The organism is Sphingobium sp. MK2 (genome assembly GCF_040170545.1).
Classification (GTDB): Bacteria; Pseudomonadota; Alphaproteobacteria; order Sphingomonadales; family Sphingomonadaceae; genus Sphingobium.
The window spans coordinates 1-14,891 of sequence record NZ_JAZDXA010000065.1; the positions used below are offsets into that span (position 1 = coordinate 1).

Annotated in this window: 14 protein-coding genes; 7 read left to right on the forward strand and 7 right to left on the reverse strand. The window is 59.1% G+C overall.

Features of this window, described 5'->3' with window-relative positions:
- Together V2I08_RS19415 and V2I08_RS19420 are read left to right on the forward strand one after the other, a co-directional pair.
- The coding region (locus V2I08_RS19415) for a hypothetical protein (protein ID WP_349636440.1) at positions 1-252 on the forward strand (252 nt) is incomplete at its 5' end.
- 185 nt (positions 253-437) lie between these two features.
- Positions 438-572: a benenodin family lasso peptide gene (locus tag V2I08_RS19420; protein WP_152542764.1), complete on the forward strand. Its 135-nt coding sequence runs from the start codon at positions 438-440 to the stop codon at positions 570-572.
- Here the strand turns inward: V2I08_RS19420 and V2I08_RS19425 are convergent.
- Positions 559-738, reverse strand: a complete 180-nt coding sequence (locus V2I08_RS19425) for a hypothetical protein (RefSeq protein ID WP_349636441.1) — start codon at positions 736-738, stop codon at positions 559-561. The genes V2I08_RS19420 and V2I08_RS19425 overlap by 14 nt on opposite strands.
- 204 nt (positions 739-942) lie before the next feature.
- On the opposite strand from V2I08_RS19425, the gene V2I08_RS20655 reads away from it, so the two are divergent.
- Both V2I08_RS20655 and V2I08_RS19430 read left to right on the forward strand, forming a co-directional pair.
- Complete coding sequence (locus tag V2I08_RS20655) at positions 943-1,296, forward strand: lasso peptide biosynthesis B2 protein (protein WP_405053681.1); 354 nt, start codon at positions 943-945, stop codon at positions 1,294-1,296.
- Positions 1,297-1,298: 2 nt separating this feature from the next.
- Complete coding sequence (locus V2I08_RS19430; protein ID WP_043152472.1) at positions 1,299-3,068, forward strand: asparagine synthetase B family protein; 1,770 nt, start codon at positions 1,299-1,301, stop codon at positions 3,066-3,068.
- Here the strand turns inward: V2I08_RS19430 and V2I08_RS19435 are convergent.
- From V2I08_RS19435 to V2I08_RS19455, 5 genes are all read right to left on the reverse strand, one after another.
- Entirely contained in the window at positions 3,009-5,003 is a 1,995-nt protein-coding gene (locus tag V2I08_RS19435; protein ID WP_161774320.1) for an Atxe2 family lasso peptide isopeptidase, read from the reverse strand. The two genes, V2I08_RS19430 and V2I08_RS19435, sit on opposite strands and share 60 nt — an antisense overlap.
- A gap of 156 nt (positions 5,004-5,159) precedes the next feature.
- Positions 5,160-7,697, reverse strand: coding sequence for a TonB-dependent receptor (locus tag V2I08_RS19440; protein WP_043152473.1), 2,538 nt, complete (start codon positions 7,695-7,697; stop codon positions 5,160-5,162).
- A gap of 144 nt (positions 7,698-7,841) precedes the next feature.
- Positions 7,842-8,906, reverse strand: a complete 1,065-nt coding sequence (locus V2I08_RS19445; RefSeq protein ID WP_043152521.1) for a FecR family protein — start codon at positions 8,904-8,906, stop codon at positions 7,842-7,844.
- Positions 8,899-9,447, reverse strand: a complete 549-nt coding sequence (locus tag V2I08_RS19450; protein WP_043152475.1) for an RNA polymerase sigma factor — start codon at positions 9,445-9,447, stop codon at positions 8,899-8,901. The genes V2I08_RS19445 and V2I08_RS19450 overlap by 8 nt, the downstream gene beginning before the upstream one ends.
- Before the next feature lie 276 nt (positions 9,448-9,723).
- Positions 9,724-10,074 carry a hypothetical protein gene (locus V2I08_RS19455; RefSeq protein ID WP_235209798.1) on the reverse strand — a complete coding sequence of 117 codons (351 nt, stop codon included), beginning with the start codon at positions 10,072-10,074 and terminating at the stop codon, positions 9,724-9,726.
- A gap of 441 nt (positions 10,075-10,515) precedes the next feature.
- On the opposite strand from V2I08_RS19455, the gene V2I08_RS19460 reads away from it, so the two are divergent.
- The 3 genes from V2I08_RS19460 to V2I08_RS19470 all read left to right on the forward strand — a co-directional run bounded on the left by V2I08_RS19460 (position 10,516) and on the right by V2I08_RS19470 (position 13,874).
- A complete protein-coding gene (locus V2I08_RS19460; RefSeq protein WP_051520073.1) occupies positions 10,516-11,151 on the forward strand; it encodes a hypothetical protein in 636 nt (211 codons plus the stop codon).
- Between the two features lie 241 nt (positions 11,152-11,392).
- Positions 11,393-12,879 (forward strand): IS3 family transposase gene (locus V2I08_RS19465; RefSeq protein WP_405053680.1). Its coding sequence is split into 2 segments (ribosomal slippage): positions 11,393-11,825 and positions 11,825-12,879, totalling 1,488 coding nucleotides; the frame shifts between segments, so codons are not numbered across the junction.
- A gap of 65 nt (positions 12,880-12,944) precedes the next feature.
- The gene (locus V2I08_RS19470; protein WP_043152480.1) at positions 12,945-13,874 is read left to right on the forward strand and encodes a toprim domain-containing protein; all 930 of its coding nucleotides are present in this window, start codon (positions 12,945-12,947) and stop codon (positions 13,872-13,874) included.
- A gap of 128 nt (positions 13,875-14,002) precedes the next feature.
- Here the strand turns inward: V2I08_RS19470 and V2I08_RS19475 are convergent, their stop codons facing one another.
- Positions 14,003-14,467, reverse strand: coding sequence for a GNAT family N-acetyltransferase (locus tag V2I08_RS19475; RefSeq protein WP_043152481.1), 465 nt, complete (start codon positions 14,465-14,467; stop codon positions 14,003-14,005).
- Between the last annotated feature and the right edge of the window lie 424 nt (positions 14,468-14,891).

Here is a 14,891-nt window from a genome sequence, read left to right on the forward strand (position 1 = left end):
CGCTCGTCCCGTCCACGCCGCCAGTGCCGTCGCCCGCCAATCCAGGCAAACTACGCCGCTGTCATGAATAAGCCGGGCTATAGTCGGATCAGTGAGGCGGCCAAACCGGCCCTTGCCGAAAAGGAGTTGGCAATACTCGCTAGCATGGAGGTTGCGAATTTCCGCAAGGCAACTCGGCGACGCATTGAAGCGTATCATGCGAGGAAAATCGCCAATCAATGGAAAATTATCCAAGATTCTGCGGAGCACTGACAAAGGTAGTTAATTCAAAGTGATAGCGACTCTTCCTCGATCGGCCTTTCACTCGGGTCAAGATCGTGGGGCACAGCAAACGGATATCGCGTCAATTTGGCTGGATATATTCGTCACAAGTGCAGCTTCGACACCGTTAGCGTGGGGCTGCCGCTTTTGTCGCGGCAGATGAAGAGGAGTGTGTCATGGAACGCAACGATGATCGCAACGTCGATGAACTGATCGACCTCGGGTCGGTCACAGAAGAAACCAAGGGCCCCGGCATCGGCGGCAACGACGGCGCTGGCGAGCAGGTCCTGATGGGCCTCACCGACGAATAACCGCAGCGGCGCGCGGGCCTCGGCTCGCGCGCCGAATACCGGAGGAATAGGCGTCATGCCCTATGCTCTTCGAGACGGCCTCACCTTCTGCCGGGTAGGCGAGAGACATCTGTTTCTTGACCTGCATGACGATCGATACTTCGGATTGAGTCTGAAGGCCGATCATCAGTTTGACGCGTTCGTAGCTGACAATGCGGAAGCAGTTGAAGCCCCCTTAACTCTGGGTCGCTTGCTGGCCTGGGAGCCTCTGGCCACCCAGCACTCGACCGGAAATCTTAGCCCCTGTCTGCTTCCCGATCGACCAACTTCAACGGCATTAGATGAGATCCCAACCATCGGACCGAGCATTCACGCCATCGGCATATGGTCCATGCTTAGCAACACGGCGTGGCATTTACGTAGAAAGAACATCAGGGGCCTAATCGACGATCTCCGAGCCAGGAAGACGTCACGACCGAAGTCACCGGAGGGTGGTTGGCGTTGTACACTTCAGACTATCTGGGGCCTCCAAGCAGCTCGGGCTCTGATCACAGCCGAGAATAAATGTTTGCTGCGGTCAATGAGCTTGGCAAGGTATTTGGCAGGCAGAGGGATCGACGCAAAATTAGTTATAGGAGTGAAACTGGCTCCTTTTGGCGCCCACAGTTGGGTGCAGGATAATGATCGTATACTCAACGATCGACACGAGATCGTGAGAATATTTACACCAATCCTAGTTATCTGAATATGAGATATGTTTTACTCCGTAAAATCGATAACGACAAGACTGTCGATCTTAATCGAATCTGTGCTGCATTGAGCCTGGAGCTAGTTTACTCCGGGCGACATGTTGCCGTCTTCGCACATTCGAACTCCCAAATTGTTGAGCTGCCCGGTGGACGTGGAATTGTACTAGGCAAGCTGTACGAGCGCGAAAACTCGCAACCGCTTGTCAGCATGACCGATGCTCAGGCGGAACGCATCCTCGACAGCCATGGGCGCGTTCTGATGTCCGATTTTTGGGGCGGATATGTTGCAATTCTCACAACCCAGGAATTGGATCTCGTTATCCGCGACCCGTCCGGATCGGTGCCCTGCTATTATCTTTCACGACACGATAGTATCTCCCTCTCTTCTGACCCAACCCTTCTAGTTGAGCTTGGTCTGCTCGATCCCGACCTGGATCATTCCTATCTGGTCCAGCACTTACGCGCGATCTCACTACGGCCATCGCAAACGGGATTCCGCGGGCTGGTGGAACTTCTCCGTGGGGAGCGCCTCTTGATTCGACCTGCCTCGGTCGTGCGGGATACGCTTTGGTCGCCTTGGGAGTTTGCGATTCAAGCCAGCAATTATCATGAGCAGGACGGCGAGGCTGAGGAATTGCGCGCTCTCGTAGAAACCTGCGCGCGCAGCCTCACCGCCGGCATGGACCATTTGCTTGTGGATCTGTCGGGAGGCTTGGATTCTTCAATTCTTACAGCAGCCCTAGCCCCAGCAAATCGCGTGACATGTCTGAACTTCCTTACTTCTCAGGCATCGGGGGACGAGATTCATTTCGCTTCGGCGGTCGCGGGCGCATTTGGACTACCAATGGAAACGGTGCAACTTGATGTGGAGGAGGTCGATCTATCGACATCTGCCGCCAGCAGCCTTCCCCGACCGACCACGCGCTCTTTCGTTCAGGCCTGGGATTGCCGGGCGCGTGAGGTCGCCCAGCGGATCGGCGCCGATGGTTATGTAAATGGGGCGGGTGGGGACAATGTATTCTGCTCCCTGCAATCGGTCGCCCCCGTTGCGGACCGACTTCTCGTCTGGCGACATATCGGCGGAGTTCTTCGCTCGGCAGGCGACCTAAGCGAACTCACTGGCTGTTCCGCTCTCACGGCACTGACTCGGGGAATGCGTCGCGCCTGGCGAATGCCGCCGACTTACAGGTGGCTGGCAGATCGAGAATTTCTCCTTGAGCGGGTGGACGAGCCACATATTGATCCCTCACTGCATCCCTGGTTCAACGTACCGGAGGGAGGTCTGCCCGGAAGCGCAGCGCATATCGCGCTGTTACTCCAAATCGAGAACCATCTGGAGAGCTTTTCACGGAAGCCGATGATCTACCCGCTCCTTGCTCAACCAATTGTTGAGTGGTGCCTGAGCAAGCCCAGTTGGCGGTGGTGTCAGGGCGGTCAGAATCGAGTGCTAGCACGAGAGGCGTTTTCAAATATATTGCCGGATGGTGTTGTCCGGCGCCGCGACAAGGGCACCCCCGAGAGTTTCTTGGTTGATCTCTTCGAGGCTAAGAAAACCCAGATTCGGGAGATCGTTGGCGACGGGATGCTCGCCTCCTGGGGAATTATCGATCGCGAGGCTATTCTGCGCGCGATCGATCATGCCGGGCCGGCTCGTGGTCTGACCCATTCGAGAATACTCAGGATCGTGGACGTCGAGGCTTGGATACACTCATGGACTGAGAGGCGCATGTCCAGACAGGGAAAGACACCGCTGCTTTATAGCGCGTAGGCGGCTCCAACGGTCATATTGTTCGCGCTTGGCATCCGCGTTATCTTCTTGTCCGCGGAGCCAGTAGTTGAACCAATCGAGACTTCGCTCGTAGACCGCTAGGCGGTGTGCTGGCTGCCACTTTACATGGCGCTCATCAGGAAAAACATAGAGCTCTACGGGAGAGCCGGACTCACGGAGAGCATTAAAACTTTCCAGGCCCAACAGATACTCATCACTTGGAAGCTGCATCAGCACCGGCGCTTTCACGCGCGATGCGTTCAATGCAAGCGACATTGGGCGCCAGAACGCTTCGTCACGATCGACGGTGCGGGGAAAGCCCCGACTCCGATTGACGCGCGCCCAACGCTCGCCGCCATAGATCATGACCGTGTTGGGGTCGATGCAGCAGGAACTCACAGAGACAGCCGCAAAGGTTCGACTGTTGATCAAAGCAAATTGGGCCGTGGTTGCGCCGTCGCTCAGGCCTGTCAGCCCGATCCTGGCTGGATCTACCACGCCCATGTCGATGACTTTCGCGACCCCAATTTCCAACGATGATAGGAGACTTCGGCGTTCTCTCCATGCGGTCTCATCCTCCCGATTAGCGTCATCCCAATTCCGAATGTTCGGCAGGATGCGGGCGATGAAGTTCGGCTGCTCGAGACTGAGGACCGCAAATCCCGCAGTCGCGAATAGCTGGATTGGGTACTCGTCTCCGGTGCCACCCCGAAGAAATCCGTCACTATGATACTGCACGACGACTAGCGGAAGCTTGCTCTCCCCGTCGTAGCCGGGGGGCAGCACGAGATCTCCCCAGACTTCCAGACCATTCGCGTTTTTCCACCGGAGACGCTGAACCGACCCTAACGCGATCGATTCAAACTCTGGATTGGGATCGAAGAGTACGATGCCCTTGCCCGATTGCAGGTCGATGCTCACCAGCCTGCGTGGCGCTGTCGCACCATCTTTCAGGCACAGCAGGGCCGACGATGAGACCTTGCAGTCCGCCAGAGTGTCGAGCGTCGCGTATAGCGTCTTCGGAGCATCGACACCGTTCCAGAGATAGACAATCGTCTCCTCATTTTTCCATCCGCGACGGACCAGGAACACGAGCGATTTTCTGCTGTCGCTCCAATCGAGGGCGAACACATCCCCGCTGCATTCCTCATATTCGCAGCGCAATGGTTTCCCGTTCGGTGCCGTCGACCATACGACGCTCTCGCTGAACAGGGTATCATCGAGCTTTGCGATCCATGCCCAGCGACCGTTCGGACCAATCGCAACGGAATTCTCCTCGCTTGAACTCAGTGCAGCTTGTCCTTGAGGACGGGTTGCCAAATTCCCAATCGACGGAGCGTTTCCAACCGCGACGGTTTCCGTCACGGTGCGAAGAGGCTCCATCAGGAGTGGCCGATCTCCCTGGTTCGGCATGAACCGATCATCATAGTGGAAGCCGCGCCGTGCTTCATCGGCGCTTCGCGTGTCTCTCTGCGCAAGTTCGGGGCGCGTCTTGAGAACGAGAGACCGGCCATCGGCAGACCAAGCGACGCTTTCAACATCCGAGGCTAGTCCCGTTGCCAGGTGCGACTCTCCAGTCGCGATATCGACTATCCATGCTTCAGTGCGGCGATCCGACCGCTTCAACCAGGCGAGAGCCCGGCCATCCGGCCGCCAGACAGGTCTGTTCTGGGCCGGCATTCCCGAACTGACCACCAATTGGCGGATTGCGAGCGGCGGCTCGGCCAAGAAACCCCGCCACACGTCCATCAAGTGCAGGCCCTTGTCCGCCAGGTCGAGGATGACCAGTCCGTTGCAATAGGTGTTGCTCGCCGGATCTGCACGGCGGACCACAAAGGCAAGCCGGTTGCGGTCTGGCGAAATTGCCATCGGATGATCATACCGAAAGAGGGAACTTTCCGGTGATCCGATATCGCGCAGTTGCACAAGGTCCAAGGCGGTGAGGTTCCGCTTTGGGCCGGCCATATCCTTCTCCGGAAGGAGACCAGGACACCGGTTCGAAGTGGCAGCCATTGCGGACGTCGCTGAAAGCAGGCTCATGACGAGCAAGCTGGTACGAGCGCCCGTAAACGCGCAATCGATGATCATGATTTACCAGCGCTTTGTGATCGAGAGGCTAACGAACCGTCCGACGGCCGAATAATTGGTTGAATCGAACGGTGTTGCGTAGACGAACGTCTTGGCGATCATGTCAGGTTTGTCGTTGAATAGGTTCTGCACCGTGGCGGAGATCTCAAGACTAGGGCCGTCTCGGGATTCACCCATTGCCAGATGGCGAGCGCTCAAATCGACAGTCGTCATCGACGACACGCCGGGGCGGGCTGCCGACCGATTGTCGGTTACGCCTCCGATATAGTTGATGAATAGAGAGCCGCTGGTCGACCTGTTGTCGAATGAAGCCCCGCCGCGCGCTCTGAAGTGTGGCGGATTGAAAATCGTGCCGGCAAGATCGACCATGGGTTGACCGTCCGATAGCCGCTGCTTGCTCTCTATATAGCTGGCGTCGGCGTGAAGCGTGAGCCGCCCGGCCCTCGGTAGCTCGAAGCCGTATCGCCCGGAGAAATCGACGCCCTGGACCTTCTGGCTGCTCGCATTACGGTTCACGCCGTTCACGATCGCGACGACGGTTCCAAGGTCATATGGGCGACCGCTGGCGTTGAAGACCTGATCGGCAGAAGAATAAGTTCCAGCAATCTCCGTGGCGGTTGGATCCAACGCGACCAACGATCCAAATACCGGATTGGTCAATGCATTCGCGGAGGACGGAAACGGCGATACGACGCGGTTGCGATAGTCTACATGGAAATAGCTTATCTCGAGTGACGCATTCGGTATTAATCCGGGATCAAGGCTTGCTGTGGCGGTCCAAGTCGTGGCGCGCTCCGGGCCAATATTCGGATTACCGCCGGTGAGGAAGAGCACAGATGACCCAGCAGGATATGTTGATCCTCCAACTGCGCTAGCGTCATATATTGTTGCATTCCTGAGGGAGTATTGTTGATAGAACTGCGGAGCCTTGAATGAACGCCCCCACGATCCCTTGAGAGAGATGCCGGATATGGGCGAGTAGATCATGCCGATCTTTGGGGTCGTGACATTGCCGATATTATCATAATCCTCATGGCGAGCTGCAAGGTTGACCGTGAGGCGATGCACGAACGCGATGTCTTGGCTGGGGCCGATCAATGGGAAATTCAGCTCGGCGAACGCGTATTTGGCGCCCTGCGATTCATCGATTCCGCGTGGTTGACGCACACGGGTGGAGGTATAGTCGTTGTTGCGATAGCCTACGCCCGATGCGAGGCGGACAGGACCTCCAGGGAGGTCGATGAGTTTTCCCTCGACGCCGAGTTCGACAGACTTGGTCGTGTTATGGTAGGTGCCAGCGATAACCGAAACGACGGACCCGTTCTGGTAGGTCTCGGACCCATAGTCGGTATTGTCCTGAGCATAGACACCCGTCAATGAAACATTCCAGTCATTTGAAACGTCGAACTTGAGGGATGGAGCCAGCGCGAAGGCTTGGGCTTTAAACCAACCTAAACTGCCAAGAACCTTGTAGTCTCTGGTGTTCGTAAATGGAACGTTATATCCGGAATCGCGCCAATTATAGAGGGCATCGACCTTGAACTCGATATTAGGGGCGAGCATTTGATGTCCACTGAGGATCGCATTGTGCCGTTTTATTTCGGGCAGGATGGTCGTATCGCCCCACAGGCTGAAGGTGTAATCTCGCTGGCGGGCGATGACCGGAATTGTCTTCGCGAACTCATAAGCAAGCAGCACTCCTCCGGTCGACCAGCGCTTTCCACCGACCGCTGAATATTGCTGCTGTTCGTTGCCACCGTCGGTCGACGCGCCAAATCTCGCGGAAGTCGAAAGACCATCGAAGTCACGGGACAACACGATATTTGCCACACCGGCGACTGCATCCGATCCATACACTGCGGAAGCACCGTCGGCGACGATCTCGATTCTATCGACCGCCGCAAACGGGATCGTCGAGACGTCGATGCCTTGGAACGCCGAATTATAGGCGAGGCGGTGCCCATTCAGCAGCGTTAATGTCGCATCCTGGCCCAGACCCCTTAAATTGATCGAAGAACCCGAGCCATAGTTCGCGCCATTCCGCTCCGGGACACCCTGGGCCACACCGGGATTCTGGCCGCCGCTGAAATTCTGGGGAATGCTACGGATCGCTTCGTCCACATTGGACATGCCGGCGATACTCATCTCTTCTTGGGAAATCACTATCACAGGTGATGCAGCGGCAGCGCCCCTGATCCTTGATCCTGTCACGACAATATCTGATCCATCCGCCGAGCGATCACCTAGTCCGCTCGACGCCTTCGATCGCCCCCGGATGATGACAACATCCCTTCGGTACTGGGCCGTAAGATCGGAGCCTTCCAGAAGCGCCCGGACAGCTTCATCCGCGCTAAAGCTTCCACGCAGCCGCGGCGCGTGCCTTCCAAGCACCGCCTCGGAGTGGAAGATGATCTCCTTCCCCGACAAGCGGCTCACGGTCTTGAGAGCTTCACCCAGGTCGCCGGCCTCAATGTTGTACTCGATGCGGTGCTGCTCCTGGGCGAATGCGGGAGCGACTGGCACCAGCGTACCGATCGCCACCGCTGCAAGGAGAGCACACCGAAACCGATACCCCATTCGAACCATCTTGTGCCCCCTTCGAAACTCCCGACAATTTGGCGAGATTTTCAGGGAGCATCGCAACAAAACTGCAACCTACGGGGTAAGGGACAAAAAAGTTTTCGGTTATCGCTTCCGGAGCGTGATCTCGTCCGGTTTGGTCCTTTCGACTTCAAGATCGAACAGAGTTGCAAGTCGGTCGGCGACCTGATCGGCATCATTTACCCGGAATCGGCCGCTAACTCGCAACGTCCCGATACTCGGATCGCCCAAACGGATAGCGGTTGTAGAATCCATGTTGGCTTCGGCCACGACCGCAGCGAGGGGCGTGCGCTCATACTCACGCACGGCCGAGATGGCCGGTAGCGGGGCTATAGGCTGAAGCTCGGCTCTTCCCGGCGCGGATCGAAGCACGGTCGGCGTGATAGCCGCGAAGCTGAGGGTCTCGCCCGGTTCAAGACGCGCCACGGCTGTCCGGCCGGTCGTTCCCTTGATAGTGCTGGGGCGTTCGACGTCGACTGCACCGCGCAGCAGCCTAACGGTTACACGCTCATAGCGATCTAGACTGACGTCGAAGATCGTCCCGCGTGCAGTCACGCTTCCTCCACCAGCTAGGACGACAAAGGGGCGCGTCTCATGCGCAACATCAAAGCGGGCACCACCACGTTCGAGTTTCAACTCGCGCCGACCAGTGCTGAAGCTCGTGAGGAGTTCACTGTTGGGATCGAGATCGACCGACGAACCATCTGCGAGCCGCACCGTCTTTCGGGAACCGTTCAGCGTCGCATAGCGCTGGCGCTCGGCCGTTTGATCAACCTTGGGCTGTGCCACCTGGACCGGAGCGTCTCCAGCGCCTGGTAACTCCACCTTTGCGATCCATCCTCCGATACCGACGGTCAGGAGGAGACTGGCTGCGATTGCCACCCATTTCCAAGCGCGGCCGCTCTCTTCATTGTCGTTGGCTTCACCGGTTTGCTCTTCGTCCTGAGCCGCCATGAAGCGCCCCAATGCGAATATCTCGCCAGCTTCGTTGTATGCGCCTCGATGCGATGCCCCGAGGGCGAGCCACTGCTCGAACTGGGGGCGCCACTCCTCGGCATCAGGACCCCGCATCCTGGCGAACCACAGGGATGCCTCACGCATCTGCTGGTCCATCCTCGGCATAGCCTCCGGCATCTCATCTTCAGCCATGGGCATTTCCGATAATCTTGCCAATGCGCACAATGGCCTCCGCCACATGCCACTCCACGGTCCGGATACTGATATCGAGTTGTTCGGCTATCTGCCTATACCCGAGTTCTTCAGCGCGATGTAAAAAAAATACCTCTTTCGTCCTTGGCGGGAGGCGCTCGACAGCCAGTCGATAGCGGTGCCGCATCTCGTTCATTTCCGCGATGGCGTCCGGCCCGGCAATCTCCTCGCCGGCCGAATATACCACGGGATCGAAGGATTGTGCCTTGGTCCAGGCGCGCACGCGATCGGCCAGGAGATGTCGAACAATGCCCTGCAAATAAGCCCCGGGATTGCTCAAGGCGGCGGTGGATCGCGAAGCGACCAACCTCGTGAAAGCCTCCTGCACCAGATCATGCCTGTCCTCCTCGAGCCAGATGCGCCGCTTGAGAAAGGAAAGCAGCTTCGGCGCCTCCCTTCGATAAACGGCTTCGAACTGGCGGTCTTCATAGCGTGCAGACGCACGCGCGCAGATGCCATCATCCCCGTTGCCGCGAAACATTGGTCTACGCGCACGTTTGGAGGGCGAAGCGCGCCAAAGGGCGACGCCAGAAAAGTAGCGAAGACAGCATGACAGGACCACCCAAGGGTGGCGGGCAATAGCGTCCAATGCGTGCGCCCAACCGTCATGGATGGACACGTTGTCATGCCTGGAAGGTTTATCCTGCAGGCGGTCCCCAGCCGTTTCCCGCGCTGCGCGAAAACTCTGCAACGATTTCCAGATGGTTGCAAGGCGCTACAAGAAGGGAACTCCCATTTTCCCATCTGCATCGCCTCATCAGCCCTCGTTCTGCTTGCGCGCTGGCGGAACCGCGACGAGTTCGACCAACCGGTCAAAGAAGCGGTCGAGCAATTCTCTCGCCGCCGGCTCCAGCTCGACAAGGATCCTTCGGCCATCGTTCGGATCGCGTCGGAGTTTGACCAGCCCGCGTTGAGCCAGTCGGTGGACGATCCGTTGCGAATTCCGTTCCGATGCGCTCGATGCTGCTGTTAGAGCGGTCAGCGAACGCGGCTGGCGACTCCTGCAGGTATAGAGATCGAGGAGCATCTCGAATGCGGGAATCGTAAATAAGTCCCGGCCGAACTCATCTGCTCGCAGCCGCTGCACCTGTTCTGCAAAATCGACCATGCTGCACCTGTTTACGGTGGCTGTGATGCGCGAACCCTCCATCATTTCAACTGCTCCCGATCCGACTTGTCGGATGGGCGGGAACCGACGGGAATCATCTTAGGGCGAATGGGCATGACACGCTCCTTTCTCAGGCGAGAAAGAATCTCATGTCTCCACGCGCCATATTGTAAGTTCTTGCCCGTAAATGGCTTCCGGACTGCATTGATCCATTCTGGATGATTATGTGGGGGCCGCTAAATCGGACTCTGAGTTCGAGTGGGGCGTTCATGAAGCAATGCATTGCATCAGCCAAACGCATGCGCGACAATCGCCGTTGGACCGTTCGCGCAGGCGGCTCACGTTGTCCTGTCTGCACCAGATGGTGATTCCTCGCCGTGCTACGCTCGCTTAACGGTGCTCGGTATAGATGCCGCGCTCGATGTGGTTATGGAGCTTACCTTGATCGAGATCGACCAGATCATGTCCGAAATGGCCAGGCGGCGTCCGGTCTTCTGTTCGGAGGCCGATCTCCAGCACGAACTCGCCATGGAGCTGCGCTTGCGCCAACCACACAAGCAGATCCGATTGGAATATCCGCTTGGCGGTGACCTGCGCGGAGCGATCGATGTCCTCCTCCTTGGGGAGCGACCCTTTGCTCTGGAGTTGAAATATCTCTGCAAGGGGCTTGTTGTCGAGGTTAACGGAGAGCGATTTACACTCCGCCAGCAGAGCGCCCATGACATTCGGCGCCATGATGTCTGCAAGGATGTCGCGCGAATGGAGGCCTTTGTTCGCCGGACAAACCACGGCGCTGCCGTTCTGGTCGTTTCAAACGACCCTGCCTATTGGCAACCCCGCCGGCGCACCGATACGGTCGATGCGGCCTTCGATATTGCCGAGGCGAAGGAGCTCGCCGGGACACTCCAATGGGGCGCCAGCGCCGGCGCCGGAACGATCAGGGGACGAGATGTCCCTCTGCAGCTGACTGGCCGGTACCCGCTCGTCTGGCGGGACTATTCTGATCTAGGCGTCATGGCCGGCAGGTTTCGCTACCTGTGGATACCAGTATCGGCTCCGGGGGCCGAGGCTCATTGACGGAGCGTTGATCGGGATAGCGGCGCGAGCGCCGTTCGGGAGGGGAGGGAGAGCAGGGTTGCCGGATGATTTCAAGGCTGCTTCAGCCCTGCGATTGCCAGCACTTGCCTGAACCGCCTGTCCGTCCAAGCCGTCGTTGAGACTTCGCTCCGGGACCGAGAGCGGCTGCCCTCCGTGCCAATGAAGATGAGACAACGACCCCGCCGGAGTTTAGCCTTGAGGTCGCAGGTGATTCATCAAGATGGTTATGCCCCGTATCGCGACCGACGAGACCGCAGCCGCCGCTGGCGCTGACACCGAGGGAGGCCGTAGGCCGCCGCTGGTGTCAGCGCCAGCGGCGGCTTCCCCCGAACTTCTGGACCGCCCACGTCGCCGCACGTTCACGGCCGAAGACAAGCTGCGCATTCTGGCGGAGGTCGATCGCGCCACCGGCACGCCTGGCGCGATCGGCGCCATCCTGCGGCGCGAGGGCGTGTATTCGTCGAGCCTGACGGAGTGGCGGCGCCAGCGGGAAGCCGGCGCCTACAACGGCCTCAACCCGGTGAAACGGGGTCCCAAGGTCGGAGCCGTGAATCCGCTGGCGGCTCCACACGCTCAGCTTCTGCGTGAACACGAGCGGCTCAAGCGCCGGCTTGTGCGCGCCGAAGCCGTGATCGAGATTCAAAAAAAAGTTGCGCTGCTGCTGGGGATACCGCTCGAACCCGACGAGATGCCCTGATGGCCGTCGTCGCCGAAATGGAACCCAATCGCTCCATGGTCGCCGCGACCTGCGATGCACTGGGACTATCGCGCGCAACCTTCCACCGTCGCCAGCTCGCCGCGGCGCGTCCATCGCTTCCGGTACGTCCCCGGCCGAAGCCTGCCCGGTCGCTCACGGCATCGGAACGCGAAACCGTCATCGGCCTGCTGCGCGAGCCGCACTTTGCCGACCTCGCGCCGGCCGAGGTCTATGCCACGCTGCTCGATCAGGGCGTCTACCATTGCTCGATCCGCACGATGTATCGGATCCTTCACGAACATCAGGAGGTGAAGGAGCGCCGGCGACAGCTGCGCCATCCGCACTACCAGAAGCCCGAACTGCTCGCCGAGGCGCCGAACTCCGTCTGGTCCTGGGACATCACAAAGCTGATGGGTTCCCGGAAATGGACCTACTTCTACCTCTACGTCATCATCGACATCTTCAGCCGCCGGGTCGTCGGCTGGCACGTCGCCGACACAGAAAATGCCAACCTGTTCAAGCAGTTGTTCCAGGATGCCGCCGCCAAACATGGCGTCGCGCCCGGCCAGCTCACGCTCCACGCCGACCGTGGACCCTCGATGACGGCAAAGACCACCGCCCTGATGCTCGCCGATCTCGGCGTCACCAAATCGCACAGCAGACCCTACACCTCCAACGACAATCCCTTCTCGGAAAGCCACTTCAAGACCATGAAATACCAGCCGCAGTTCCCAAAACGCTTCGGCTGCATCCAGGACGCCAAGACCTTCTGCCGCCGCTTCTTCGACTGGTACAATCGGGACCACCACCACTTCGGCATCGGCCTGATGACACCCGATCAGGTCCATTACGGCCAGGCCGACGACGTCTACGCCGCCCGACAGCTAACCCTCAACACCGCATTCCGCGCCAACCCCGAGCGCTTCGTCAACAAACCGCCCGCGCCACCCGAAAAACCAACCAAAGTCTGGATCAACCCGCCCGCCACCGAGACGAAAATCCGAGCCTAATCTATCAACACGGCTGTCTCATTATCGTTGACACGTTCCGCTGGGCCAATCGCTCGGATATCCCCATGGTACGCACCAGCAACAACCGAAGCCCGGAATTAGAGGCGATCGGTTCCGACATCGTTAAACGGCTCGGCGGCACATGGAAGCCCGGTGGGGCCATGTGCCTGTGCCCCGCGCACGCGGACCGGGCTCCGAGCCTCTCGGTGCGGGTCGGGGACCATGCGCTGCTCTTCAAATGCTTCGCCGGTTGCGACACGCGTGACGTCATCCACGAGATCCTGCGCCTCGACGAAAATGCCCTTCACCATGTCGAGAAAGCCGCAAAGGCGTCCTCAGCCATAGGAAAGGATTTGTGGCGGCGCCAGCGTGCGCAACGCATTTGGGACGATGCTCGGCCGCTCAGCGGGACGCCGGCCGAACTATACTTACGGCGCCGTCGCATTGCCATTCTGCCGCGCGCGCTCCGTTTCCATCCCCGCACACCTCTAGGCCAAGCCGACGCGGTGGATTTCCGTCCCGCAATGATCGCGGCGCTGCACGACGGCGGTTCCCACCCCGACGGGCGCTTCGTGGCGATCCAGCGGACCTTCTTCGACCGCGATGACGCACGCCGCGCCCGCGACCTGTCCGATCCAAGGATGATGCTCGGGCGGCCCGATCGCGCCGCCGTGATGCTCGCTCCAGCGACATTCGTTCTTGGTCTTGCCGAGGGCATCGAGACCGCGCTCTCGGCGATGATCCTGTTCGGCATTCCGGTATGGGCGACGCTGGGCAGCGACCGTCTGCACCAGGTTGCGATACCCGATTACGTGAGGCGGCTCGTCCTCTTCCCAGACAATGACATAGCGGGCGAGATCGGCGCCGCGAGCGCGATCGAGGTCTACGCGATGCCCGGACGCCTCATCGAGACCGAATACCCGCCGATGGGCTTCAAAGACTGGAACGACGTGCTGCGATTGGGAGGGGAGCGAATGAAGAGGCTGGCGAGCTAGTGGTCAAAATCGGACGCTTGGCACTCGGCACAGGCATGGCGGAACGACAATGAGTGGTGGTGAACGGTCTGACCGTTTCCGGGGACACGGCGGGCGATAGTTGTCGCCATCATCGGGCGCCGAATCGACTACAGGTGAAGGCCGAGGAAGGATGCGCCGGGGACCGGATTGAACGAGATCGGCTCCGCCGGTACGAAGCCGAACGCCGCATAGAGTTTACGAGCAGAGACGGACTTTTCCTGCACGTCGAGCCTCATTTCGCGGTATCCAACACCGCGAGCCTCCGCGATCAATCGTTCCACTAGCTTTTGGCCCACGTTACTGCCTCGTGCGGAAGGGCGCACATACAACCGCTTCATCTCGCATATGGCGGTGCTGACTTCGCGCAATGCGATGCAGCCTTCGATTTCGCCGTCTCGATCTGCAAGCAACACGCATCCTTTGGGTGCTGCATACTTGCCGGGCAAATTTGCGAACTCGGTGTCATTTCCCTGATAGTCGAGATTGACCGGGGAGTTTGCAATGAACTCACGCCAGATGCTCAGCACCGAAGCTGTGTCATCGGGAAAGATCGCGTACCTGATGATCGTCATAGCATGGGAGGTTAGCGACGATCATGGCGGCAATTGGACGAGGTCGTGGCAGCTCTGGAACGGCAGAGAATGGGGCGACAGTTGGGTGCCAAGCGTAAGATTTTCACCACTAGCCGGCCGCAGGCGCCTCGACGGGCGCTGTATCCGGTAGCGTCGCTGCAGCGTCGCCGGCCTTCGGTGCCCGGCTCCGTCTGGGCTTCGGTGCGGCCTTGGCCGCAATGGGCTTGGCGTCGCGATTCGCCGCATTACGCTTGGCATTCTTTGGCGCGACCGCCGCGGCTTCCACCGACGCAGCCTTTGTTCGAGCGAGCCGAACCGGTACGGCCTTAGCGGGAGCAGCCTCGACAGCAACCGGCATATGTGGACGGCTCCCTCTTGCAAGAGGCTGAGAGGATAATTTGATCGGATCGCTTGCGATCATATG